This window comes from Patiriisocius sp. 208BN25-11, from assembly GCF_058147145.1.
This window is the reverse complement of sequence record NZ_JBYVJY010000004.1, coordinates 105,433-131,373: the sequence shown is the minus strand read 5'-3', so window position 1 is coordinate 131,373 and position 25,941 is coordinate 105,433. Positions and strand designations below refer to the sequence as shown.

The window sequence follows — 25,941 nt, the reverse complement described above, 5'->3', positions numbered from 1 at the left end:
TTACGCAAAGATCATCTTAAATGAAAGAGGAGTTGCTTCCGAATGTTATTTTGAGGTATCCTTTAAATTTACTCAATTTCATCACCGCGTAGCATGCGGTATTTTTTTCTCGCTTCAACAAAGTAGATACTGTCGGCAAAATTAAAAATGATTTGCTCATAGTAGTCTTTGGCTTTTTGAGGATTTTCTAATTCGTTCTCGTACAAGTTGGCTAGTTTGTAATAGGCATCGTCTGCTAAAATCTCATCATTGTAGAGTTCAATAAGTTTAAGGTAATTTGCTTCGGCTTTGATGAATTGCCCTGTTTTTTCATACAATTCTCCTTGTTTTAACAATGCTTCATCTTCAATTTTCTCACCCTTGTGGTTGGTTAAAATTTCAAATAGTGCAGCAATAGCTTCTGTATCTTTATTTTGAAGGGCTAATAAATCGGCATGCGCAAATTTCTTTAATGCGGTTTGTAGCGAATCTTCTAAGGTATTGTCATGAATCATGAGCGCCATTTGTAGGGCATCATTGGCAATAAGCTGTGTGGCAGATTTCCGTAAGACATCTACCTGTGCTTTTGCCCACACAAAGTCACCTTTAAAATAACTGGTACGCGCCACTTTAAAACGTGCTTCTTGTGCTAAGACATCACTCTTTACTTTTTGTTGTATTTGCGAATAGTAGATCAGTGCTCTGTTAAATTTTTCATCAAACACTAAGATATCTGCTAATTCCATTTTTACACGAGATTCTTGGTAGGCGTTTAATTTTTTGTCTGCAAGTTCTTTTAAATTATTCGTTGCTTTTGCAATATCATTGGCCTGAAATGCTAAAAAGTGGTTGTAATCTATTTGCAGCAAATAGGTTTCTTTGCCACGTCCGTATTCCTCTAATAAGCTTTCAAACTGAGCTATAATGTCTGGATACTCTTTTTCGGTAGCAGTTGCCAATCGAATTTTCATAAGGTATTGGTGCCCTTGTAATTTGGCACCTGGCGTATCTGACTTTTCAATGACGAAATTGATAATCTCTTCGGCACTTTCGTAATCTTCTTCTGCAATAGCAATGAGGGCAAGATCTGAAATACCTCCCAAATCACCGTCGTTCATTCTTTTGTAAATGGCTTTTTCTTGTCTAAAGGCTTTATCGAATTCTTTTTGCTGAATAAATAACCAGCTCAACAATTCGTTGTACAATACATCGGGACCTTCTTGCAGTTTTGTGAGTAGGATTTTTCTAAGAATTACGTTTGCTTCATTGTTAGGATCTTCGGTAACATACAAACTAAAATTTCGTTGTGCGGTGCTTTTATAGCGTTGCTGAAATTTTACAGCATTGATATACTTTAAAAACATTTTTTCTAGCTTCCCTTGTTCCCCATAAATGCGCGCTAATTGTAAATTGTAGTTTACATCTGGATTGAGCTCCATGCCTTTTTCATAGGCAATAACCGCTTCGTCTAAGAGGCTGTATCCTTCAAATCTTTTGGCAATGACTGAAGCATAATTGGGTTTTTCATCAATAAATGCGAGTGCTTCTTGATAATAGCTAGTAGCAATTGAGTCTTTTTGTTGTAAGGCGTAGTTGTGCCCTAAATCGACCATGTATTGCTTTTGCGGATTGCGTTTGCTTAGTTTTTTATCAAGGATAGCTTGTGCGGCATCAAAGTTTTCCAGCTGTTGGTTGGCTTCGATAAGTTTGATCATGTAATCGTTCTTATAAGGAGATTCCTTATAGAGTTTTTCGTAGATAGAAATTGCTTTCTCATACTCACCACGATCAAAATAATTGCGTGCTAAAATTTCGCTTTGCGAAAACACAGAAGTGCTTAATAAAACAAATAAGAAAACAAATACATATCGCATACCGTAAAGATAGTGTTTTTAGCTAGGAGATTAAAAACAAAAACCATTCCTAATTGATTTTAAGAATGGTTTTTAATTTGGATATATGTTGACTAGCTAATCATATCAAATCCACAATACGGAACTAACACGTCTGGTATTTTAATTCCTTCTGGGGTTTGGTAATTTTCAAGAATTCCAGCAAGTACTCTAGGTAAGGCTAACGAGCTTCCGTTTAAGGTATGGGCTAGCTTGTTTTTACCGTCATTGTCTTTAAAACGTAATTTTAATCTGTTGGCTTGAAATGCTTCAAAGTTAGATACAGAGCTTATCTCCAACCATCGGTCTTGGGCTGTTGAAAATACTTCAAAATCGTAGGTGAGTGCTGCTGTAAACCCAAGATCGCCACCGCACAAACGTAAAATCCTAAAAGGCAATTGTAGTTCTCTTAAAATTTCAGTTACATGATCCACCATGCCATCTAATGCTTTGTAACTATTATCTGGGTGCTCAATACGTACAATTTCTACTTTGTCGAATTGATGTAATCTATTCAAACCTCGAACATGTGCACCATAACTTCCTGCTTCTCTTCTAAAGCAGGGTGTATACCCTGTACAAGTAATAGGTAGATCTGCAGCCTGTACTAAGTCTCCTCTAAACATATTGGTTACGGGCACCTCTGCAGTTGGAATTAAATACAAATCGTCTACACCCACATGATACATTTGTCCTTCTTTGTCTGGTAATTGTCCTGTACCAAAACCAGAGGCTTCATTTACCAAATGCGGCACTTGGTATTCTGTATATCCTGCGGCTGTATTTTTGTCTAAGAAATAGGCAATAAGCGCTCTTTGCAAGCGTGCACCTTTTCCTTTAAATACCGGAAATCCTGCTCCTGTAATTTTAACGCCTAATTCGAAATCGATAAGGTCGTATTTTTTGGCTAGCTCCCAGTGCGGTAGAGCTCCTTCTGCTAATACTGGAATATCACCTTCTCTAAAGGTTTCTTCATTGTCGTTTTCATCCTGTCCAGCGGGAACTAAAGCATTTGGAATGTTAGGAATGGTATATAAAAGGTTTTGAAGTGTTTCTGAAATATTCTTCAACTGTTCATCTAACGTTTTAGATGCTTCTTTGAGTGTTGTTGTTTTTTCTTTCAGCACATTCGCTTCGGCAGCTTTTCCAGATTTAAAAAGCATCCCTATCTCTTTAGAAAGGGAATTTGATTCTGCCAATACTTCGTCTAGTTTTGTTTGTGTAGCACGACGATTTTCATCGGCTTCTAGTACTTGATTCAATACAGAAGTTGCATCGATGCCTCTTTTTTCGAGTGCTTTGATGTAGGCTTCTTTATGATCGCGAATGGCGTGAACTTGTAACATATTTCCTTAAATTTTTTGAAGCGGTAAAGTTATGGAAATTGTGAGAAAGGAGGATTTGAAAATGAACTAATTTGAAGATTTGAAAATCAACTCATTTTCAAATTGATGAATTTTCAAATTAATTGTCAGAAACGGTTTAGTAAAAAGCCCATAATCACAAGAATAAAAATAACAAGCAACACTACAGATTGCATGTTTCGCGCTTTGTCTTTTTTGGAGTTTTTATTAATCATGACAGTCTATTTAAAAGTCTTAAAGATAGCTATTATTTTTTGTCTGGTGCCTTGTGATAGTTCTCTGGAGAAGGTAGCAACCAGTCGTGATGTTTAAAATGATTCCATTCTTGAGATGCTAAGTCTATGGTGTTGTCTATAAGGCGATACATGACTCCTCCATTTACACGAACGCGGGTGTCTGCATATACGGCAACATCATTTCCTTTTTCAGCTTCTATTTTTTTAATACGCTGCGCCAATTGCCAAATAAAATCGGGTTTCGAATTTACTTTGCTTTGTTGTTTTCTGCTAAGTAATGCTTTGTAATCATAGCGCTCACGCTTTTGGGTTTCTTTGTTTACTGTGTAGAGTGTGGTGGTGCCTCCTTTGGTACGTAACATCATACGCCAACTTAGACGATGGCCTTCTTCGGTCCACAGCACGTCGTCTTGAATAAACCAATGTCTTAGCGGTAGCGCTATTTGAATAATAAAATAGATGCTACACACTATAAGTAATCCTTTTTTATAGGACGGCACTTTTACTTCTCCCAAGCTATAATGTTCTTTTTTAGGAAGGAATCGGCGTTGTAAAATTTCTGAAGAGAAAAAGAAAAAGGCAAATGCCATTGACATAAACGGAAAGATCCCAATTTGAAACACCACTGCATTAAAGAGATGGAAAAATATAGAGACGCAAAAGGCAACAAATCGAGTGCGTTTCCAGAGCAGTAGTGGGACAATGAGCAGGTCAAAGAAGATGCCTACATAAGCAATGCAATAATGTACCCAGGGTAGTTGTAAAAAGTCGCCAATGAGCCAATAGTCTTTTTTGCCAGACATGAATAGGCTTGTAGTGGTGCCATCAAGCCAGTCTGGGTATATTTTTGCTACAGAGGCATAGGTGTAGACAATCCATACTTGTAAGATCACAAACAAGGCTACCCAACGAGGCATGGATCTGGATACTTTTTCGGGTTGTTGTTTGGCGTCTAATGAAAACCATTTGTTGGCGGGTAAAAACACCATGCCCCAACACAAGAGCATCATGAGGTAATAGTGATTGTTGTAGCTGGTTTTTTGCATTAAATAGACGCAGGTCCACATAAGGGCATAACAAAACATGCTGAGTCTGTATTTGTAGCCCAGCATCACTCCAATACCAAAAACACCCATGATGGCAAAGTAGATATACATGCCATAACCGGGCAATGGTTGTAAAAATTCAAAACCAATAAAGTTAAAGGTAAAGTCGGGTTCAACGAGAGTTCTACGAACCCAACCCGTTGCAATGGCCCCAAAGGCTTCAGCTGCTATAAGGAACCCAAACACTGCTCGAAAAAGAACGAGACCACTATTGTCTATATGTTTGAATAAAAATTTATGCAAGGTTCTTTATGTAGTTTCGTGCAAAAGCTTCGTCTTGTTGAATGGCTTCCTTTAAGGCGTCTATGTCTTTAAACGTAGCTTCGTCACGAATGTGTGTTAAAAATTGTAAGGTCAGGGTATTTCCGTAGAGATCTTTATCAATATCTAAGAAAAAAGTCTCAATGGTTTTTTTGGTTCCGCCTACGGTAGGGTTGGTGCCAATGCTTGTAATTCCGTAGGTTGCTGTGTCGTCTATATTGGCTTGTACCACATACACTCCATTACTCGGAATAAGTTTATAATCTTCTACAACAGCAAGGTTTGCAGTAGGATAATTAATGGTTCTGCCAAGGGCTTTGCCTTTTACAACGGTGCCTTCTATGCTAAAATGATAGCCTAAATACTTGTTGGCGGTGGTAATGTCTCCTGCGTCTAGTGCTTTTCTAATTTTGGTAGAACTTACCGAAACTTCATCGAGTTGTTGCGCGCTTATTTCTTCCACTTCAAATCCGTATTCTTTTCCATATTTTTTTAGGTCTTCGATGTTTGCATTTCTATTGCGTCCAAATCGGTGATCGTAACCAATAATGATCTTTTTGGCTTTGAGTTGGTGTACTAAAATATCACGGACATACTCAAGAGCAGTAAGCCTAGAAAACTCATAGGTAAAGGGTTCTACTACAAAATAGTCTAGACCAATATGTTCTAGTGCTTTCTTTTTTTCGGCAAGGGTATTAATGAGTTTGATGTCGCTATTTTTTTGCAGCACCATTCTAGGATGCGGAAAAAAAGTGAGTAGCACAGATGCCAGTCCTTCTTCTTTTGCGGTTGTAACAAGACGTTCTACAATAGCGCGATGCCCAACATGAACTCCATCAAAGGTACCAATAGTAATAACGCTTTGCGTAGCGCTTTTGAAATTGGAAGCGGTTGTATATTCTTCCATTTTATTGACCGTTAAAGCTGTTCATGGTGTTATTAATGCCTGCCAAACCAAAAGATTCTATAGCCGCAATGCTTTTAGGAATGCGTTCTATAAGATGCGATTCTTCGTCTGCAGTCCATTCTCCTAGCACATAATCTACTTGGCGTCCTTTAGAAAAGGTGTCGCTAATACCAAATCTAAATCTTGGATACTTTCCTGTATTGAGCACTTCTTGAATGTGTTTAAGCCCGTTATGGCCGCCGCTACTTCCTTTTCCTTTGATTCTAAACGTTCCAAAATCTAGGTTGAGGTCGTCTGTCACTACCAGTAGATTTTCTATGGGAATATTTTCTTTTTCCATCCAGTATTTAACAGCTTTCCCACTAAGGTTCATGTAGGTGCTTGGTTTTAGTAAGATAAAGGTTCTTCCCTTTTTTTTATGGGTAGTGATATCTCCTAATTTTACCGTTTCCCAAGTAAGATCTGCTTCTTTTGCGAGGGCATCTAAAATTTTAAAGCCAATATTATGGCGTGTATTTTGGTATTTCGGACCAATATTTCCTAAACCGGCGATTAAAAATTTTTTCATAGGTGTTGCTTCGTTTGTTGAAGCTACTTTTGGTGTATTTTCTTCTGAAATGTTAGCGGCTACTATGGGTTCCTTTTGTTCTGGTATTGTTTTATGTTGTAAGGAGGTGTCGAGCCCCAAAAGTTTCCGAAGAAAAGAAAGCATAGTATACAGTTTGTTTCGTAAAAATAAAAAAAGCATCCCGAATTAACGGAATGCTTTTTATATAATTAACGTTGTTGCGTTTATTCTGCTGGAGCTGCATCAGCTGCTGGAGCTGCTTCTGCACCTTCTGCACCTTCTTCTTCATCTTCATCGTCTGTATCATCAACTGCAGTTCTAGAAGTTCTAACTTGACAGATTACTGTGTTGTCTGTATGTAAGATAGCGTATTTCTCGTCTTGTACAGCAGTAACATACATTTTAGCACCAATCTTCATCTCAGTAATATCTGCTTCGATAAAGTCTGGTAAGTTTGCAGGTACAGCTTTTACACGTAATTTACGTGTAACAATACGAAGTACACCACCATTACGAACACCTCTTGAATTTCCTGTAATACGTACAGGGATTTCCATCATTACTTCTTTGTCATCAAATATTTGATAGAAGTCAATGTGTAAGATTCTGTCTGTTACTGGGTGAAACTGAATGTCTTGTAAAATTGCATTTACTTTAACACCGTCTAGTTCAATCACAACTGTATGTACGTCTGGCGTGTATACAAGTTTGTTGAAGGCAAGCTCTGGTGCTTGAAAGTGAATTGGCTCGTCTCCTCCGTATACTACGCAAGGAACCATTCCAGCATTACGTAAGGCTTTTGTCGCTTTTTTGCCCACGCTTTCTCTTTTTGATCCGTTGATTGTAATTGATTTCATTTGTTTTTTTTAAATGATTTTTAAGTCAAATGGAATTCGCCGTCGTATATGTTTTAAATAGAAAACAAGTAGTTAAGGCTCATTTCATTTTGAAATTTTAAATTATAATATGTTGTTTTCCCGAATTTTCGGGCTGCAAAGATAAGTTTTTTCTTTTTGTAAAAAAAGTCTTTGGTAGTTAGTCTTTAGTCGTTGGATGTTGGATTTTAATATAAATTCAGAAACTACTCCCTTCTCAGTGGGAGAAGGGCTGGGGATGAGGGTTTTATTTTAATACTTGAAGAATTAAGAAAGTCTATGGAAATAGAAATCACCAACTATTTTGCGGTAACATCCATCCCCTCCCGAAGCTTCGGGACTTCCTTCAAAGGAAGGGGGCATTTTTTGATTTTTTTAAAGAAATTACTCCCAGCGAAGCGTCCTACCAACGATTACATTAAAAACTTCTCGGCAATTGATTTATTTCCGTGCACGCTTAGCATGACATCTGCAAATAGGTTGGCGCAAGTGAGTACACGAAGTTTTGGGCTTTCTTGACGCAACGGAATAGAATCGGTTACGATGAGTTCTTCAAGTTTAGAGTTTTCAAGTCGTTCATAGGCACTACCAGATAAGATAGGGTGCGTACAAATAGCACGAACGCTTAACGCGCCTCGCTCCATCATGAGGTCTGCTGCTTTGGTTAGGGTTCCTGCGGTATCTACCATATCATCTACAAGTACTACGTTTTTACCTTTCACGTCTCCAATAAGTTCCATGTGGCTTATCACGTTTGCTTTTTCACGTTGTTTGTAACAAATTACTACATCGCTGCTAAGTGCTTTTGAGTAAGCATAGGCTCTTTTACTACCTCCCATATCTGGCGAAGCAATAGTTAGATTGTCTAGATTTAAACTTTTTAAATAAGGTAAGAAAATGGTAGAAGCAAAAAGGTGATCCACCGGTTTTTCGAAAAACCCTTGAATTTGATCTGCATGCAAATCCATGGTGATAATTCGTGTAGCTCCAGCTGTCTCAAGCATTTTTGCAATCATTTTTGCAGCGATAGGCACACGTGGTTTGTCTTTTCTGTCTTGTCTTGCCCATCCAAAATAAGGCATCACAGCAGTAATATGTCTTGCACTTGCGCGCTTTGCTGCATCACACATGAGTAATAATTCCATTAAATGGTCGCTACTTGGATGTGTAGATCCAATTAAGAACACGCGGCATCCACGTACAGACTCTTCAAAACTAGGTTGAAACTCACCGTCGCTATAGGTCGAGGTAATGATATTTCCTAGCGGAATACCGTAGGCTTTTGCAATATCTATGGCAAGGGTTTGACTTTGTTTACAAGCAAAAATTTTGGGAGTTGGTTTTGAAGACATGGTGGTTTTTTTACGTTGTAGCAAATGTATATGAAAACGATTAAAGAGCTAAAAAAAAGTTGTTTGTAGTTATTAAGAATTTTTGTGAGATATGCACAAAAAAAGCCTCTATTGAAAATAGAGGCTTTACGTACTCAAGGCGGGAATCGAACCCGCACGCCGTGAAGCATTGGATTTTGAATCCAACGTGTCTACCAATTCCACCACTTGAGCATTTCTGTGTCTACCATTCCGATAACTATCGGAACCGCCACTTGAGCAAAACGGACTGCAAAAATAAAAGAAATTTTAGAATAAATGCATCAGCTAGTTAAAATATAATAGGAGAGGTTCATAAATTGTGAATTTTCAAAATGCCTACTCCCTTATCAGTGGGAGAAGGGCTGGGGATGAGGGTTTGTTTTCTTAAATACTTGCATTATTCCATGGCTTTATACCTTTTGTAGGCACTTGCCAATTTAGTGTCGTATTTGTTCTCTTTGTATCCAGAACCGTTATAGCCTTTTGCGAAGCTAGCCCAATTTTTAGATTGTAAATGTCTTATTAAATTGTTGGCTTTGCAGAACAAGCCAAAGGCTTTCAAGTGCTTGCTTTCATGCGTATATAAGTCGGATACAAAATTATCAACTGTGGGATATCCTAATAGTGAATAATGAGAGCCCATGATTTGAAAAGTTCCATACGATGCAGAAGCATAAGCGGCATCATGCACAGCATCTTCATCACTCAAACCAGCTGCTTTTTCTAGACGATCGTATTCTTGTTTTCCGCCTTCGTAAAAATTTTTGGTCCAAGTCTTATACAACACATTTTTTGAGCGTTCGCTTACAAGGGTTTGTGGGTCAATCCCTCTTGCTTTAAGTTCTCGCCAAAACACGTGTCCTTCAAATAAAATACGCGGTCTTCCATCTAGCAAGAAACCTTTGCCGTTGCTTTCTACTTCATTAACAGCTTTTACTGCGGCAAGTTCAATATTGTATTGTGAAGCAAATTCTTTGAGGTCGTCTTCAGACAGGAGTTTGTCGTTAAACTGAGTTAGTTTTTGCTGTGCTTTTAATAGTTTAGACCAGGTTTTTGGCCCTACAAGACCATCTACAACTAAATTATTTTTAGCCTGAAAGTCTTGCACGGCATAATGTGTGTCTGTTCCAAAATAATTAGATACATATACCTCGTAGCCAAGGCTTACTAAAAGTTCTTCTAGTACATACACCCCAGAATTTCTTGAACGTAGTTTTAATGTTTGCATAGTAGTAATTTAAAGATGAAATAGCAATACAATATTGGGGTGTTTTAGAAACTACTAAAGATATTTAATCTCCTTCTTATTTCCTAAAACTTTACTTTTTTTTATAAATAATGTATCTTACGGTATGAGTAGCTTCTGATAGTTTTGTCCATTTTTTTGTCCATGTTATTTAATGCTATTATTTTTTTTGTAGATGTGTTGTAAGTATAGTTTTGTGATACCATAAGAATCTTAAATAAACCCATGAAAAATCTCCTCTTCTTTTTACTAGTATTCATTTCTTTGCTTTGTCAAGCACAACAAACCGTTGATGATTTTAAAATTCAGCTTTCCAAGGCAACAACACCAGAAGCGAAATTAACAGCCCTTGATAGTTTATTAACCAAAACAAAGAATAAAGACAATACATCTCATGCCTCATATGCAGATCAATATATAACTATTGCACTTCAAGAAAAGTTATTTGATCAGGCTATTGAAAAGACCCTAAAAATAGCTTATGTAAACACTGTATTACTCCAAAACCCTTCTAAAACCCTATCTCTAGTCGATCAAATAATGCCCTATAAGGATAGCGTTTCTGACACGTATTTAAAAGGAGGAATTCACTTAAAACGTGCTGGTGCTTTTTTAAATAAAAACCAAATAAATAAAGCAATAAAAGATTACACAATGGCCATTTCATTGTATGGTTCTAAGGATTCTATTTATATGGCCGACGCCTTATTTTTTAGAGGGCAGGGGTATTTCGAAAAAGGAAACCACTTAAAAGCAATAGAAGACTTTACCTTGGCAAATACCTATTATGAAAACTTGGGCGACTTATCTTATGCAAATCATACGGCGGGTGCTGTTATAAGTGTATATGGCATCAATGGGTTTGATGAAAAAACGATTGCTGCCAGGAAAATTTTAATTGAAAAAGTTAAAAAAGAAAATCGACCAGGATTATTTTCATTGTATTATAACCAAGCCATTAACTATAAAAACATTGGAGATACAAAACAACAAGAAAAGATGTTGCTAGCAGCAGAAAAACATCTTGATAATTATGATTCGTTAGAAGCAGATTTTAATTTATTACATGCTACTTTAGCCGAGTTTTACATAGAAAATAATAACATAGAAGCAGGTAAAAAACACTTAGATTTAGCAGCAACGAAACTAGACCCATCATTAGATATTACAATTAAAAATTCGCAATATTACTTAAGTTTAGCACACTATTTATTTGCAACAGGAAAAATAGATGTCGCTTTACAAAAAGTAAATAAATTGCTAGTAATAGCAAAAGAGGGGAAACGCGGGCAACTATTAGAGGAAACCTTAAGTTTGCAAACAAACATTTATGAAGCAAAAGGAAATATAAGAAAGGCATTAAAAAACACAAAAGAATTGCATGCTTTTAGAGATTCTATTTTTAGTGTAAAAAAAGCAAACGCACTTACCTATTATCAAAGTCTTTTTGAAAACGAGCAACAACAAAAAGAAATATCCCAGCAAGAAGCCAAAATTGAGCTACTTCATAAAGATAATTTAATTGCTAAAAGCAAAAACAGATTTCTTTGGGCAGTTATTATAGGAAGCTTTTTGCTGGCATTAGTAAGTGTACTCTTTATAAGAAGACGCGCTAAACAAAAACGAGATGTATTGCAAATGAAATTAAATGCCAATAAAGAACAATTAAATTCCTTTACCAAAGAGCTTGTTACAAAAAGTGATGCTATTGAATTATTAACTTCTGAAATATCTAAGTTGCAGCAAGAGTTTGGTAGCAACGAAAAAATAGACAAGCTCCAAGAATTAGTTTCATTGAAGATTTTAACCTCAGATCACTGGACTGACTTTAAAGACAAATTTGCTTTGGTGTATCCTAATTTTTTACTGTCAGCTAGACAGGCACATAGTGATATCACAAATTCTGAGGAACGTCTCATAGCACTAGAAAAACTAAACTTAAAAACCAAAGAAATAGCAAATATATTGGGTATTTCTCCAGAAAGTGTCGTGAAGTTACGCTACCGTTTACGCAAGAAACTTGGCATCTCCAAAGAAACACCTATCCTAGAATTTATAGAGCTTCAGAACTAATATTTTGCGTTGTCCATTGCTTTGTCCACCCATAATTAATTGGAATTAGAAATAGATAGGCGTTCTTTGAGTAATGCATATGATCACAAAGAATAGCATTGTAGGATTTATTATTTTTTTGTGAGCGTTACTATAAATATGTGGGGATGTATTTATGGAAAAGGCAGTATATGTTTATATGCTGCCTTATTTTTTTAGAATTGTAATATATACTACTATGGAGGTTATAGAACATCAAAAAAGTAAAAAGCTTAAAAAAGGAATTGTCTTTAGTGTCGTTCTTTTGGGAGTTATGGTAATGGTCTTAAACATTATTTGCTTTTCGTTGCATTTGTAAAAACAAAAGTAGGTTATGAAATTTTTTCTATCCTACCTCCGGCACTTTCATACCAGTTGTCTCTTTCTGTAGCTCCTTTGAGAAAACGCTGTAATACATTTTGCACTCGCCCATTGTTTAAGAAAAAGGCATGCCAGTCTGCCCCAGTTCCTCTAGAATCTGCCCAGGCTTCGATACTACGTTTTCCAATACGTAAGGTAAGTACACTGTCTTTAAAGGCGCTAGCACTGGTGTGTGGTACAGTTCCATCTCCTTCTTCATCTTCTTTGAAATGTTCGTAATCGAAGAAATTTTTAAAATGATCTTGTCGGTCTTTCACCCAAATTTGGTTTTTTGTCTTGGTATTTCCGCCGCAGACCACAATGCATTTCTTTCTGAAAGTAGCATCGCATTGCGATAAGTCAAATATAAAATGGTTTTGATCTCTCACGGCGCGAACTTTATCCAGCCTATATGCCATTAAGTTGTGTTTTTGTAGCGTGTCGGGCCTGTCGGCATTGTGTACTTGTTGCCAATAGGTAGCAAAGTCATAGGGGTCATACCCCGCTTTGGTTGCAGCATTTTCAAACACATAGGCGTCTTTAAATACAGGTAATAACTCATAGACAGCTGGAAAGGTTCTAGCAATTTTTCTGAAATCGTCACTACTATTAAACAATCTAGATTTTCCGATAACTAAGTTGAAACTTGCTTCAATACTTCCTAAAAAGGGAGGTACTGTAAATATGGCTTTGTTTACTACTTTTTCACGTTCTTGCTCTGTAAGTTGTTTGAAATAAGACTGCAATACAAGTCCGCCCATACTATGGGTAATAAAATTAAAAGAACCTACATTGAGCTTGTTGGTGAGTTTCTCAACAAATAACTTAAGGGCTTTCCCAGTATCTATATTCGATTTTCGCCAATCGTAGCCAAAAATAAAGACCCGATAGCCTTTCGATTTTAGGTAGTTAATAATTTCAGAATAGGCCATGTTTTCTACATCGGCGCGTTCTATTATGGTTTCTACACCAATGTCATTCACACCGTCTTTTTGAAGCCGTAGTTTGTGGATGTTGGTAAAAAATTTCTTCACACCAGACCAGGTGGTGCTAAAGTCTTCGAGGTTTACATTGTACAGTTTAGTTCCTTGAATACCAGGAATTAAGATAATAGGTAGCTTTCTGTCTGCCATAATATGTGAGATTTAAGGTTCGGCTTTGCAGTAAATTCAGGGAGAATGTGCTACTAAAGATACAATAAATAACAAAATAGGCCTGTGAGGATTTTCTGATGACCTAACGGAAATTTCTTAGCGTTAAAAATTTCAGAAAAAAACCAACTATTTTTGTTATCCTGTAACGAAAGCCTACTTTTAACCACTTACTAGAAGACTACATGAAACAAGACAAGCAAAAAACCTATGATATTGCCTATTTACGCATGGCAAGAGAGTGGAGTAAACTCTCTTATTGCAAACGAAAACAAGTAGGAGCGCTTATTGTAAAAGACAAGATGATTATTAGTGATGGCTACAACGGTACCCCCACGGGCTTTGAAAATGTGTGCGAAGATACCGAAGGAGATACCAAATGGTATGTATTACATGCCGAGGCCAATGCTATTTTAAAAGTTGCTGGAAGCACGCAGTCGTGTCTAGGTGCTACCTTGTATATTACCATGTCTCCTTGTAAGGATTGTAGCAAATTAATACATCAATCTGGAATTAAACGCTTGGTATACCATCAAGGATATAAAGACGATAGCGGATTAAAATTTTTAGAAAAAGCAGGCGTTACCATTACACACATACCAACACTAGAAGCATAACCTATGAGTATCAAGAAAAAATACATTCCGTTACTAACAGGAGTTGCCATTGCGGCAGGTATTTTTTTGGGTTCAAAATTGAACTTTAACGATACGTCTGACAAAATTTTTGCTTCTAACTCCAAAAAAGACAAACTCAACAGATTGATAGACTACATAGATTATGAATATGTAGACCAAGTAAACACCGATAGCATTGTAGATGTTACTGTTAATGGGATTCTCGAGAATTTAGATCCGCATTCGGTATACATTCCAGTTGATCAATACGAAGACAGTGCCAATGATATGCGCGGAAATTTTACAGGCATTGGTATTAGTTTTTATGTACACCAAGATAGCATTGCCGTGATACGCACCATTAAAGATGGCCCAGCAGAAAAAGCTGGCATCTTAGCTGGAGATCGAATTTTATATGCAGATGACAAACAATTATTTGGAGAGAATGTCGATAGAGATACGATTTCGGCCTACTTAAAAGGAGAACGTAATAGCGTTGTAAAACTACAAGTAAAACGAAAGGGAGCAGCTTCGTTGTTGGATATTTCAGTAAAGAGAAAAAAAGTACCCCTGGTGAGTGTCGATGCTGCATATAAATTGGATGATGATTTAGGCTATATTAAACTCAACCGTTTTGCAGAACCTACTTTTAAAGAATTTAAAGAAGCATTGGGGACCCTAAAAGATGCTGGAGCTAACAAATTAGTACTCGATTTAAGAGACAATCCAGGAGGCTATATTTCTACTGCCGAAGACATTGTAGACGAATTTTTAGAAGACGATAAACTTATCTTAATCACCAAGAATAAAAATGGGGAAGAAGACGAGTCCTTTGCCACATCTAAAGGCGATTTTGAAGATGGGACATTGTATGTTTTAATCAACGAAAATTCCGCTTCAGCTAGTGAAATTGTTGCGGGTGCTTTGCAAGACAACGACAAAGGAACCATTATTGGAAGGCGTTCTTTTGGAAAAGGTTTGGTGCAGCGCGAGATGGCACTAGGCGACGGAAGTGCTGTGCGATTAACCATTGCACGATATTATACTCCAACAGGTCGTTCTATTCAAAAACCATATGGTGATGGTAACGAAGCTTATTATGACGATTACGAGTCTCGCTATATTAATGGCGAGCTACAAAGTAGTGATAGCATTGTGGTAAATGACTCCTTACGTTTTGTGACACCTAAAGGAAAAGTAGTTTATGGCGGTGGCGGTATTATTCCAGATGTGTTTGTGCCCAAAGACACAAGCTCACAGAGTGAGACTATAGAATATATTGCCAAAAATGGCTTTATGAGTTATTTTGCTTTCGAATATTTAGACAAACATCGCGCGGATTATAAGGCTATGACACAAGCTCAATTTGTGTATGGTTACACAGTTTCTGATGCTATTGTTTCTGAGTTTTTAGAGTACGCAAAAATTGCTAATGCAAACACATTTGCACGCTATAAAGACAATTTAAAAATAGTGATTAAAGCAAATTTGGCACAGCAATTATATGGCAATCAAGCTTCAGAGATGATTTACAACCAGCAAGACCCAATGATTCAAAAAGTATTGGAGCTAGAGGGGAAGCTACCTTTGGTTGAAGTAAAAGACTAATTTTTAATTATTTTTCGTATCCATTGATTGTCATTGGCTTCGACGACGGCAAGATAAATCCCACTAGGAGCTTCAGAAATATCGATATTTTTAGAAGTACTTTCTTTAATAAGATCCCCTAAAACATTGTAGATAGTTACACGTTCAATTTCAATATGTTGCGCAGTGATGACAAAGGTACCTTGTGTTGGATTAGGATAAATTGTAATATCTTCTTTTTTTAAGGTCTCAGTACCTAGAATAGGTTGATTTTGATATTGCACAACGTTTCCCGCAGCATCTGTGATGGTTAACACCGTAAGTTCATTTGGAGGAACATCCACAAAAGTAAGTGTATACGTAAATGTGTTACTTATAGCATCTCCCATTAAAACTTCAAAATACAATCCTGCGAATTCACAAAAAGCTTGACATCCTGGAAGTGTAATGCCACTTTCATTAAAGGTAAATTGCATTTCAGCATTATTGTACGAAGTACTTGCAAAAAAGCTATCACTTTGAGGATCCATGATTGCATACGCCTGATCATCTTCAAAAACAATATTAGGGTCTACAATGCCTTGGGCATTCACGATGGGAGTGTCGTATTGTTCTCCATTGATGATCATATATTCAATATACCATTGGGTCTCTTTTAAAATATCTTGTTGCGAAAACACAAGAGATATGTTGATGAATAATAGACAAAAAAGGAGTGTTTTTTTCATAACAATTTATATATGAATTCACTTAAAAATACAAAAAAACAAACAGCTAAACACCTAATTAATAAAAAATTATGAAGTGTGTGTGCTAACTTTGCTTTGCAACTTTTTCTGAAATTTTCTTTGAAATTAATAAGATGACGAGCATGATACTTACACATGCTGCTGCAAGGGTGCAGATTACTGCGACGGTACTTTCTCCTTGAAATGGAGCTGTAAAGTCTATATTGGTAGTGTTGTAACCTAATATACAAACAGAGATAGCCAATAAAATATAGATGAATACTTTCATAATATACGCTTGATAATAAGTTACAAAAATACCCTTAATTGAATAATTCTTGAATATTTGAAGTAAATAGTTTTACAGCAATGGCTAGTAATATCACTCCAAATACTTTTTCGATAATTCCAATTCCGTTTTTTCCAAGAAAGCGTTGCAGTCTGCCCGAAGTTCTAAGCACTATAAATACTACAACAACATTTACCAAAATAGCGACTATGATATTCTCTAAAGAATATTCGGCGCGCAGTGACAGTAAAGTCGTTAAACTTCCAGGACCTGCTACAATTGGAAAGGCAATAGGAAACACGGTAGCCATTTCTAAATTAGATTCATCTTGCTTGAATAGGGTGACACCTAATACCATTTCTACCGCAATAAAAAAGAGTACTAAAGATCCCGCTACAGCAAATTCATATACATTTATACCGATGAGCTTTAAAATCTCTTCACCAATAAATAAGAAAGTGATGAGCACAATTCCAGCGATAATAGAGGCGCGACCACTTCTTATGGTCCCAGATTTTTCTTTCAAGGAAATAATAATTGGGATGCTTCCAATAATGTCAATAACCGCAAATAAAACCATTGTTGCAGTCGCTATTTCTTTAAAATTCAAGTTCATGGCGATGGTGTTAAGACTGTAAAATTAGACTTTTAAAACGTGTAGTTATACTACTTTGATATATTTTCTTTAGTCTATTATAAAATCAAGCCTTATGTAAGATAAAGAGATTTTTAAAATCATTTTCAATTTTTCGATTTCGATTTCGATTTCAACTTCAAAAAACGTAGTTTTGTTTGATGTTTCAACTTGGAAAAACCATCGTATCTGAAGATCTTATAGAGAGAGATTTTGTCTGTAATTTAGGAGCTTGTAAAGGTGAATGCTGTATTGCTGGTGCTGCGGGCGCCCCTGTAACTCAAGATGAGGTGGCCATATTAAAAGACATCTATCCAGAGGTAAAACCTTTTTTACGTCCCGAAGGTATTGCTGCTATTGAAGCACAGGGAACCCATGTGGTAAGTGATTTAGATGAACTTGAAACTCCTTTGGTAGCAGGAAAAGAGTGTGCCTATGTTACCTTTTCTGAAAATGGAACGGCAGGTTGTGGTATTGAAGATGCATACAATGCCGGTGCCATAGACTGGAAGAAGCCTATTTCTTGTCATTTATATCCCGTACGTGTGCAAGATTACAGTGAGTTTGCTGCCGTTAATTATCACAAATGGCCTATTTGCAATGATGCGTGTACATTAGGGAACGAGCTGAAAGTACCTGTCTATAAATTTGTAAAAGAGGCACTCATTAGAAAATTTGGGAAGCATTGGTACGCAGAATTAGAAAAAGTGGCTGCGGCTCATATTTCTTAAAATTGTACCTTTAAAGGAAACAAACCACCCATATGTTATTTCGTATTGTGTTTTTTTTATGTTGTGCATCTAGCCTTGCACAACAGATTTCTTTTCCAGAAATACAAGAAAAGTATCCAAATACTCTTCAGGATACTATTGTTATCAAGGAGCTCATTACTAATGTTTATGAATTAAAGAAAGAAGGGAACTATAAAGAAGCACATGCGGTAAATGAATGGTTGCTCACTAAAATAGACAGTACAAACCTTCCTTATTTTTTTGCTGAAGCCTTGTACATGCGAAGTCGTGTAGAGATAGATTTGGGGAACTATTCTCAAAGTATTCGTACCACAAAAAAAGCAAAAGTAATTTATGAAACCCTTGAGCTAAAAGAAAGCATTGCAGCTGCAAATAATTTAATTGGTGTTGGGTATTACTTTCAAACAAAATTAGATAGTACATTGCTCTATTATCAAGCTTCTTATACCTTAAAAAAAGAATTGGAAGTAGGTCCAGAGCAATTGGCAATTTCGACCTATAACCTAGGAATTGTATACGAAGATTTAGCACGATACCAAGAAGCAATTGGCATGTACAATATTGCTGTTGGATATCTTAAAGCGTTAACCGATCCAGATGCTAGTTTTTTACCTTCTGTGTATTTGGCCATTGCTAACACCTATAACAGAAGCAATAATTTGGTGAAAGCAGAAGCGTATACAACACTTGCTCTTATGGAAGGTATTGAATTGTATGGAGAAGATAATCCCGAAATGAGTTTTGTCTATGAGAGTAATAGTGCTATTTATACCGAATTAGGAGATTTTGAAAAAGCTAAGAAGTTTGAATATAAAGCTTTAAAAATAAGAGAGAAAAATTACGGAAAAACACATCGTTGGACCACCCAATCGTATACCGATTTAGCTGAACTCTTTATTGAAACAAAGCAATTGGATAGTGCCTCTATTTGCATAAAAAAAGCAATAGACATTGGAGAGCGTGTTGGGAATACATTAGATTTAGCAGAAGCTTATATGGTCCAAGCCAATGTGTTAAGTACTCAAGAACAATGGTCTTTAGCAATTCCATACATGGAGAAGGGAAGGGAATTTTCAAAAGAAGTGTACGGAGATACCCATGAATTGGTGGCCGAAACCTATATAAGTGAGGCAAAAGGATACATGGCATTAGGACAAAAAGAGTCTGCCATGAAAGCTATTGAAGCGGCTTTAAATGCAGCTCATTACCAACCACAAGATCTAAATACATTAATTGCTCCTTTTGTAGCGCTAGAAGCATTGAGTCTTAAGTTTAAAGAAGTTCCTGAGGATCAAAAAATGGATATAATTCAGCAAGAAATAGCCTTGATTAAGAAAATTAGAAGGCTGTATCACAACCAAAGAGCCAAAGTGTTTTTTACCAATACCACTTCCAAAACAATTAGTGATGCCATTGCCTATTGTTATTACGCATATCAAAAAAGCAACGAGCTAGCTTTTGTAGAAAAGGCACTTGAACTTACCCAGTTAAACACCAATAGCGTGTTGGTTGAAGAGCGTTATGTAGTACAACAAAACAAGGCCAACAAAAAAGCATCTAAAGAGTTTGAGCGTATTCTTAATTTAAGACAACAGTGGGCCATTGCAAATCAAGAATTGTTTTATGAAGAAACGGCCACCACTCCAAGCAAAAAAGCAATCGATAGTTTGCTGCAGCAACGTGTTGCTATTTCGAGAGATTTAGATGCCGCAATTGTTGCCTACGACGCTGTTTCTTCATCGAAAACGCAAGAGGTGACTACCGTAGCTATTTCAGAAATAAAAGAAAAAATTAAAAAAGATCAACAAGTACTTCAATATTATGTTGGATCTGATCATGTGTATGTATTTGTAGTTAGCAAAGAACATGTTGTAATGAAAGAGTTAGCCTCTACAAAAGAAGTAGAAACCCTCATTGCTAGTTTGCGAGAAAAGCTATTGGCTAGAAAACCTATCGAAAAAGAAGTAAATGCATTGTCTAAGGCACTTGCTATTTCAGCTATTTCACCATCTCATTATGAGATTACCATTCTTGCCAATGGAATACTGGCCTATGTTCCTTTTGAAATTTTAGAAAACGACACAAACGAAATGTTGCTCGAAAAGCACGCTATACGGTATCAACCAGCGCTTGGTTTATGGAATCAAAGTGATCAAACTGCCCATGATTTTGATTTGTCTTGGTCAGGTTTTGCTGTAGCATATAAAGGCGCGAATCAACTTCCCAGAGGTATTGAAGAAATACTGACGATAGCTTCGGTTACCAAAGGAGCTGTTTTTTTAAATGAAGCTGTTACAAAAGATGTCCTTTTTGAGCAAGGACAAAAAAGTGAAATTTTACATCTCGCATTGCACGGTAGTGTGGAGCCTGCCAACTCTTTGTATAGTAAATTTTTATTTCAAGACACTGCGCTAACGGCTTCAGAGATTTATAATAGTCAGATAGAAAGTGAGTTGGTGGTGCTAAGTGCCTGTGAAACTGGCTATGGTACCATCGAACATGGAGAAGGTGTGATGAGTTTATCGCGTGCCTTCACCTTTGCTGGTGCTCAAAGCACGGTGATGAGTTTGTGGGAAGTTCCTGATGCAGAAACAGCTAAAATTATGGTCTCATTTTACAACTTCCTAGAGGATGGACAGTCCAAAGATGCCGCGCTGCAAAATGCCAAATTAATGTATTTGGAAACCACAGACGATGTGCTGCTAAAACATCCTTTTTATTGGGCTGGTTTTGTGTTGTCTGGTGATACCAATCCTATGCAAAACAGCACTCCTTCATATTTGCACATAGTTCTGGGAGTGCTGTTGCTACTTGTAATAGGGTTTTACTTCTACTACAAAAGGGGTAAAAAAGGAACTACTCTTTCTTGAGCAGTAATGCTTCTAATGCTTGCAGTCTTTTTTCTTGGTCATCTATTTGTTGTTGTAAGGTGTTGTTTTCTGCTTGTAATGCTTTGATACCTTCTAACAATAATGGCGTAACCCCTGCATAGTGCACAAAATATTCTCCGTATTCATTTATTTGGACAGCTTCTGGGAGTACCGTTTGCAATTCTTGTGCAATAAGACCAGAAGTCATAGTTGTTTGATCTCCCTTTTTGCGTTCTTCTTCTGAAATTTTAAAGGAATAAGTATAGCCGTTAATTTGATTAATTTTTGAGAGGGCATCCTTTATTTTTGTGATATTTTGTTTTCTGTTTTTATCTGAAGCCTGCATGAATTGTCCTGTATTATCTATGTATGCAATTTCAGCAACATTATCGAAAGGGTTTCCGTTGTTGTCTGTCCATCTATCTTCGTCAAGCACTCGAAACGCCCGTTGATTGTCTGCCGGTGACCATATAGTTACAGAGTTTCCATCGGTATGAATGCCTCCTGTTTCATTACTGCCTTCATTGGAAGCCGCAATCATGTGACCGCCTCCGGTTCCAAAATCTAAATTTGCATCAGTGCCATGTGCATAGCTATCATCATTTTTAAAAATAGCACGTTGTGTTGGAGAATCTATTCCATTTATGAGTAAAGCAGCATCAGTGCTAATTCTAGCGGACTCTCGATTATTGGTTCTAATGACGAGGTCTTGCGCATTTGTAGTGCCAATAAAATTTGTGGCTGGATTGGTGCCAGCGTTCCCGGTTGTGGTCCAATCTACTGTTTGTGTTGGGAGGTCTACCCAGGTCACATTTCCAGTGGCATCGGTTTGTAAAATTTGATTGTTTGTGCCTCTTGAGTTGGGTAATCTGTAAACCCCTCCAGCGATTGTTCCAATGGCAACATTTCCTAAAAAATATCCTGCAAAACTGTTTGCTTTTTCTGCATTCACAAAAACACCATAATGAGTGCCACCAACACTGGTTGGGATATCTATGTATGTGCCATATTTAATTCCTGTGCCAGTAGCAGTGTTTTGAAACTGTGTTCTTGTACCGTAAAAAGTCCCATTTCCTCCATAATTAAATGTTGTTTGGTTCCCTGTAAGTGTTCCTGTATTTACAGTTGAACCTCCAAAATTTGTTTGGCTTCCATAATGAAAACCGTTACCATTAATGGCAATGTCATTTCTTGTTCCGCTTGTAGATCCTCCTGCGGGAAATGTGGGTGCTACCGAAATAAAATTATTAACCCCTCTTTTGGAGTCTCCAACGCCATATAAGTAGTTTGCCATTCCAATAAAAGATCCTCCTGCACTTACATCTGTAAAGCTATTTAAAATACCCCATTTCACTCCAGGACTGTCTTCGAATTCATTTACAACACCGTATTGTCTTGTTATAGTGCCTCCCATTTTGTTGTTAAGCCCGTATAAAAAAGATCCTGCTCCTGTAGCTGTGAGATTGTTTTCAATAGCGGTTGTAGTAGCACCACTAGCTAAGTTTTTGTCTATGGTAATTTGGAGGGTTTGTGCTCTCGTTGAGGTATCTTCAATATCAAGTGTTGCGGCTGTGGTTGTTTTTCCAATAGCCAGCATTCCTTGCGTAAATTGGTTGTCGTTAATATTGTCTGGTGGATTTGTACTACCCACCTCGTAAAAATCTGCATCATTATTCGAAGGAAGATCCTCCCAAGTTACATTCCCTAATCCATCGGTTTGCATGATTTGGTTGTTGAGTCCTCTTGAAGCTGGTAATTTGTATATGTTACCGCTATTTCTTCCTATGGCTACGTTTCCTAAAAAATATCCAGCCCAAGTATTTCCTGAGTTTCTTAGTGCACGTGCATATACTCCGTATTGATCACCACCTGCAGTGATTTCTATGCTGCTAAACACTCCATATTTGGTTCCAGAACCGGTGTTGCTAATAAAATTTGAGCTACCAAATTTAGTTCCATTTCCTATTCCGCTTATTTGATTAAATGTTCCTGTTTGATTTCCGTTTCCACTATTACCTATAAAATTCAGAGTTCCATATTGCGTGCCATTACTAATGTTAGTAATGTCATTTCTCGTACCAATAATAGTAGCGGCATTAGTTCCATTTATAAGATTGTGCGTCCCTTCTACACTAGCTGTTCCTGTGCTTGATAAGAAATTATAACTGCCTTTTAATATACCGTTGCCATCATTGCTAATTTGATTTCTAATACCTGTCTTAGATCCATTACCAGTTCCAATAAGAATGTTGTCAATACCGTTAGCGCTTCCGTCTCCATTGTAATTTAATTCGTTGAATAAATTTACTTTAGAAGAATTGCCAGTGTAGTTTGAAGTAATTGTTGTATTTGTAAAATAAGGCATGGTAGCGGTGTCAACATTTAATTGAGCAGCTCCCGTATCCTCCCCAATAGATACGTTTCCTAACGTAAAGATATTGTCTGTATTTGCATCTGGTGGATTGGTGGTTCCCACTTCATAAAAATCAGCATCACCTCCTATGCCTGTAAATTCTGAAGTAATCATTTTCTCCCAAGTACTTCCATTAAAGGTATAATAGCCAACTCCACTTGCAAGTGCGACATTCGTGTTGTATATGAGGAGTCCGTTGGCAGCCGTATTTGTTCCATCAAGAGACGTTTGATTGAGTGCTGTTAAAGCAACTCTAGGAACCAAGAGGCCTTTGTCTGTTGAAGAAATGTCCAGCATAGAAGAGGGATCTGGACTTTCGGTATTAATTCCTACTTGTGCAATACTTTGCATAAGTGAAGTGAAAAAAAGGAGGCTAAAAAAAGTGTATTTCAAGTGTTTTGTATTAAAGTGGCGGGTTCTTTTTTTTAGAAATTTCATGACTATGTGCTTTTTAGTGGTGTCATGTTTATGAAAGCAAATAGGGGGTGGTTAACATTTCCGAAGTAAAATGCAATTTGTTTTTTCTTCAGAAATGTTAACCTTTTAAAAATGGGTGCATAAAGCAGCATAACTTTTAAATAAAAACATGAAAACTAGTACCACAATTTTTGCAGCCTTTATTTTTTCACTCCTTTTTATCTCTTGCGACGAGGTAGAAGACTTGGCTTCATTTACCGCAAATACAACCTTTAATAAGACGATTCCGGTTGCTGTAGCCGAAGATCCAGAAAATGCTGTGCAGACAGTTTCTGAGACGACTACAATTAATCTAGCAGAAGATCAAGAGCTTCAAGATAATTTGAGCCTTATTGAAACGGTTCGTATTACTTCACTTACCTATGAAATTAAAAATGCCGTTGGAAATGATATGGCGCACATACAAGTGGCAAGTATCGCTTTTGGAAATACAACCCTTAGTATTGATGATCTAAATATTGTGGCCACAGATCAAGCCAATACTGTTTTTTCTGTAACAGAAGCAGCACAACTTACAGCTATTGGGAATGCACTTAAAAACAATCCTAGTGTAACGGTTACGCTAAACGCTACCATAGAAAATAACCCAATTAATTTTGACGTTGCTGTTACACTAAAAACCGCTATTGAGATACAGCCTATATAAAAGCGATATATTCTGTTAACCTTCTCAACAATTGTTTCATTAAAAAACATAAATTGATATATAGGCAAACTTTTTTTTTGAAGAATTCAAGCAAGATTAAAATCGATTCTTGATATTCAATTTTTTTCAATGTTTGTTTTGTGACCCTTCTCAACTTTTTTGAGAGGGGTTTTTTGTAAATCTGCTTTTTTGTTTTTAAAAAGTGTTAAATTTTGATTTCAAAAATGTTGAAAAATGAGGTTATCAAAAGGTTGTTAAAACACCCCTTCATCTAGCATCATATCCAAGCTCATGAGGCTTTTCAACGACAAAATTGCAAATTGTTAATAACCATATTTTTGTATTTTAAAGCCTTGAAAAACAAGTGCTTGACAGCGTTTTTTAACAAAATGAAATTAACAACTTAAATTTCAAGCTGTTGAAAACTTTGTTGAAAACCCTGCGTGTTTTTTTCTTTTTAGAGCTCATATATTTCTCATATTTGTTAGTCCCAAGGAATCACACTTTTTTACTAATTAAATTCACGACGGACCATGAGCGCAGTAGAACCAATTTTACAAGAAAACGAAGGAAGATTTGTTATTTTCCCAATTCAACATCACGATCTCTGGGAGTGGTACAAAAAATCGGAAGCAAGTTTTTGGACGGCAGAAGAAATTGATCTACACCAAGATTTAACAGATTGGACTACAAAGCTAAATGATGATGAGCGTTATTTCATCAAACATATTTTGGCATTTTTTGCGGCAAGTGACGGTATTGTGAATGAGAACTTGGCAGAAAACTTCGTAAATGAAGTACAATATAGCGAAGCTAAGTTTTTCTATGGATTCCAAATTATGATGGAAAACATTCATAGCGAAACCTATTCTTTATTAATTGATACCTATGTAAAAGATGATGCAGAAAAAGATCAGTTGTTTAATGCAATCGATAATTTCCCTGCCATTAAGAAAAAAGCAGACTGGGCGTTAAAGTGGATTGAATCTCCAAGTTTTGCAGAGCGTTTGATAGCTTTTGCAGCAGTAGAAGGAATTTTCTTTAGTGGTGCCTTTTGTTCTATTTTCTGGTTAAAGAAACGTGGTATCATGCCTGGATTGACCTTTTCTAATGAGTTGATTTCTAGAGATGAGGGTGTGCACTGTGATTTTGCAGTACATTTACACAACCACCACTTAGTAAACAAAGTTCCAAAAGAAAGAATTCGTGAAATTATTATTGATGCTCTAAATATTGAGCGCGAATTTATCACTGAGTCATTACCTGCTAGTTTAATTGGAATGAACTCTAACTTGATGACGCAATACCTAGAATTTGTAACCGATAGATTATTGGTAGAACTAGGATGTGGTAAAGAGTACAACACCAAAAATCCATTCGATTTTATGGATATGATTTCGCTACAAGGAAAGACAAATTTCTTTGAGAAGAGAGTAGCAGAATACCAAAAAGCAGGTGTTGCGAACACAACAGACAAAGACGCAAACAAAATTAGTTTCGACGCAGACTTTTAATCGAC

The 25,941-nt window shown here is 36.7% G+C and carries 20 protein-coding genes and 1 tRNA gene; 7 read left to right on the top strand and 14 right to left on the bottom strand.

Annotated features, from left to right (window positions below; all coding sequences use genetic code 11):
- Nucleotides 1-68: 68 nt before the first annotated feature.
- The 9 genes from ACY2RS_RS07135 to ACY2RS_RS07095 all read right to left on the bottom strand — a co-directional run bounded on the left by ACY2RS_RS07135 (nucleotide 69) and on the right by ACY2RS_RS07095 (nucleotide 9,789).
- Nucleotides 69-1,853 (bottom strand): tetratricopeptide repeat protein, encoded by a 1,785-nt coding sequence (locus ACY2RS_RS07135; RefSeq protein WP_490097939.1) that lies wholly within the window; start codon nucleotides 1,851-1,853, stop codon nucleotides 69-71.
- Nucleotides 1,854-1,945: 92 nt separating this feature from the next.
- The gene (gene serS, locus ACY2RS_RS07130) at nucleotides 1,946-3,217 is read right to left on the bottom strand and encodes a serine--tRNA ligase (protein ID WP_490097938.1); all 1,272 of its coding nucleotides are present in this window, start codon (nucleotides 3,215-3,217) and stop codon (nucleotides 1,946-1,948) included.
- 265 nt (nucleotides 3,218-3,482) lie between these two features.
- Nucleotides 3,483-4,820 carry an HTTM domain-containing protein gene (locus tag ACY2RS_RS07125; RefSeq protein WP_490097937.1) on the bottom strand — a complete coding sequence of 446 codons (1,338 nt, stop codon included), beginning with the start codon at nucleotides 4,818-4,820 and terminating at the stop codon, nucleotides 3,483-3,485.
- Nucleotides 4,813-5,745, bottom strand: coding sequence for a bifunctional riboflavin kinase/FAD synthetase (locus ACY2RS_RS07120; protein ID WP_490097936.1), 933 nt, complete (start codon nucleotides 5,743-5,745; stop codon nucleotides 4,813-4,815). Before ACY2RS_RS07120 ends, ACY2RS_RS07125 begins: the two co-directional genes overlap by 8 nt.
- A gap of 1 nt (nucleotide 5,746) precedes the next feature.
- Entirely contained in the window at nucleotides 5,747-6,313 is a 567-nt protein-coding gene (gene pth, locus ACY2RS_RS07115) for an aminoacyl-tRNA hydrolase (protein WP_490098073.1), read from the bottom strand.
- 224 nt (nucleotides 6,314-6,537) lie between these two features.
- Nucleotides 6,538-7,170, bottom strand: coding sequence for a 50S ribosomal protein L25/general stress protein Ctc (locus ACY2RS_RS07110; protein WP_490097935.1), 633 nt, complete (start codon nucleotides 7,168-7,170; stop codon nucleotides 6,538-6,540).
- 431 nt (nucleotides 7,171-7,601) lie between these two features.
- Nucleotides 7,602-8,540, bottom strand: a complete 939-nt coding sequence (locus tag ACY2RS_RS07105) for a ribose-phosphate pyrophosphokinase (protein WP_490097934.1) — start codon at nucleotides 8,538-8,540, stop codon at nucleotides 7,602-7,604.
- Between the two features lie 131 nt (nucleotides 8,541-8,671).
- A tRNA-Leu gene (locus tag ACY2RS_RS07100) sits at nucleotides 8,672-8,753 on the bottom strand.
- A 205-nt stretch (nucleotides 8,754-8,958) separates the two neighbouring features.
- Entirely contained in the window at nucleotides 8,959-9,789 is an 831-nt protein-coding gene (locus ACY2RS_RS07095) for an N-acetylmuramidase domain-containing protein (RefSeq protein ID WP_490097933.1), read from the bottom strand.
- A gap of 243 nt (nucleotides 9,790-10,032) precedes the next feature.
- Here ACY2RS_RS07095 and ACY2RS_RS07090 point away from each other — a divergent pair, with 243 nt between their 5' ends.
- A complete protein-coding gene (locus tag ACY2RS_RS07090) occupies nucleotides 10,033-11,880 on the top strand; it encodes a helix-turn-helix transcriptional regulator (protein WP_490097932.1) in 1,848 nt (615 codons plus the stop codon).
- Nucleotides 11,881-12,230: 350 nt separating this feature from the next.
- Here ACY2RS_RS07090 and ACY2RS_RS07085 read toward each other — a convergent pair whose 3' ends face one another.
- Nucleotides 12,231-13,391 carry an alpha/beta hydrolase gene (locus ACY2RS_RS07085; RefSeq protein ID WP_490097931.1) on the bottom strand — a complete coding sequence of 387 codons (1,161 nt, stop codon included), beginning with the start codon at nucleotides 13,389-13,391 and terminating at the stop codon, nucleotides 12,231-12,233.
- A 203-nt stretch (nucleotides 13,392-13,594) separates the two neighbouring features.
- On the opposite strand from ACY2RS_RS07085, the gene ACY2RS_RS07080 reads away from it, so the two are divergent.
- On the top strand, nucleotides 13,595-14,026 hold the full coding sequence (locus ACY2RS_RS07080; protein ID WP_490097930.1) for a deoxycytidylate deaminase: 432 nt from the start codon (nucleotides 13,595-13,597) through the stop codon (nucleotides 14,024-14,026).
- Nucleotides 14,027-14,029: 3 nt separating this feature from the next.
- Nucleotides 14,030-15,634 (top strand): S41 family peptidase, encoded by a 1,605-nt coding sequence (locus ACY2RS_RS07075; RefSeq protein WP_490097929.1) that lies wholly within the window; start codon nucleotides 14,030-14,032, stop codon nucleotides 15,632-15,634.
- On the opposite strand, the gene ACY2RS_RS07070 is transcribed toward ACY2RS_RS07075, so the two are convergent.
- The 3 genes from ACY2RS_RS07070 to ACY2RS_RS07060 form a co-directional block, all read right to left on the bottom strand.
- Nucleotides 15,631-16,341, bottom strand: a complete 711-nt coding sequence (locus ACY2RS_RS07070; protein WP_490097928.1) for a T9SS type A sorting domain-containing protein — start codon at nucleotides 16,339-16,341, stop codon at nucleotides 15,631-15,633. The two genes, ACY2RS_RS07075 and ACY2RS_RS07070, sit on opposite strands and share 4 nt — an antisense overlap.
- A gap of 85 nt (nucleotides 16,342-16,426) precedes the next feature.
- Nucleotides 16,427-16,630, bottom strand: coding sequence for a hypothetical protein (locus ACY2RS_RS07065; protein ID WP_490097927.1), 204 nt, complete (start codon nucleotides 16,628-16,630; stop codon nucleotides 16,427-16,429).
- A gap of 34 nt (nucleotides 16,631-16,664) precedes the next feature.
- Nucleotides 16,665-17,246 (bottom strand): MarC family protein, encoded by a 582-nt coding sequence (locus ACY2RS_RS07060; protein ID WP_490097926.1) that lies wholly within the window; start codon nucleotides 17,244-17,246, stop codon nucleotides 16,665-16,667.
- A 179-nt stretch (nucleotides 17,247-17,425) separates the two neighbouring features.
- Between ACY2RS_RS07060 and ACY2RS_RS07055 the strand changes: the two genes are divergently transcribed.
- Nucleotides 17,426-17,995 carry a DUF3109 family protein gene (locus ACY2RS_RS07055; protein ID WP_490097925.1) on the top strand — a complete coding sequence of 190 codons (570 nt, stop codon included), beginning with the start codon at nucleotides 17,426-17,428 and terminating at the stop codon, nucleotides 17,993-17,995.
- 32 nt (nucleotides 17,996-18,027) lie between these two features.
- Entirely contained in the window at nucleotides 18,028-20,886 is a 2,859-nt protein-coding gene (locus tag ACY2RS_RS07050; protein WP_490097924.1) for a CHAT domain-containing protein, read from the top strand.
- On the opposite strand, the gene ACY2RS_RS07045 is transcribed toward ACY2RS_RS07050, so the two are convergent.
- Nucleotides 20,873-23,650: a phage tail-like protein gene (locus ACY2RS_RS07045; protein ID WP_490097923.1), complete on the bottom strand. Its 2,778-nt coding sequence runs from the start codon at nucleotides 23,648-23,650 to the stop codon at nucleotides 20,873-20,875. The two genes, ACY2RS_RS07050 and ACY2RS_RS07045, sit on opposite strands and share 14 nt — an antisense overlap.
- A 235-nt stretch (nucleotides 23,651-23,885) precedes the next feature.
- Between ACY2RS_RS07045 and ACY2RS_RS07040 the strand changes: the two genes are divergently transcribed.
- Together ACY2RS_RS07040 and ACY2RS_RS07035 are read left to right on the top strand one after the other, a co-directional pair.
- Nucleotides 23,886-24,422 (top strand): hypothetical protein, encoded by a 537-nt coding sequence (locus ACY2RS_RS07040; RefSeq protein ID WP_490097922.1) that lies wholly within the window; start codon nucleotides 23,886-23,888, stop codon nucleotides 24,420-24,422.
- A 533-nt stretch (nucleotides 24,423-24,955) separates the two neighbouring features.
- Nucleotides 24,956-25,936 carry a ribonucleotide-diphosphate reductase subunit beta gene (locus ACY2RS_RS07035; protein WP_490097921.1) on the top strand — a complete coding sequence of 327 codons (981 nt, stop codon included), beginning with the start codon at nucleotides 24,956-24,958 and terminating at the stop codon, nucleotides 25,934-25,936.
- The last annotated feature ends 5 nt before the right edge of the window (nucleotides 25,937-25,941 follow it).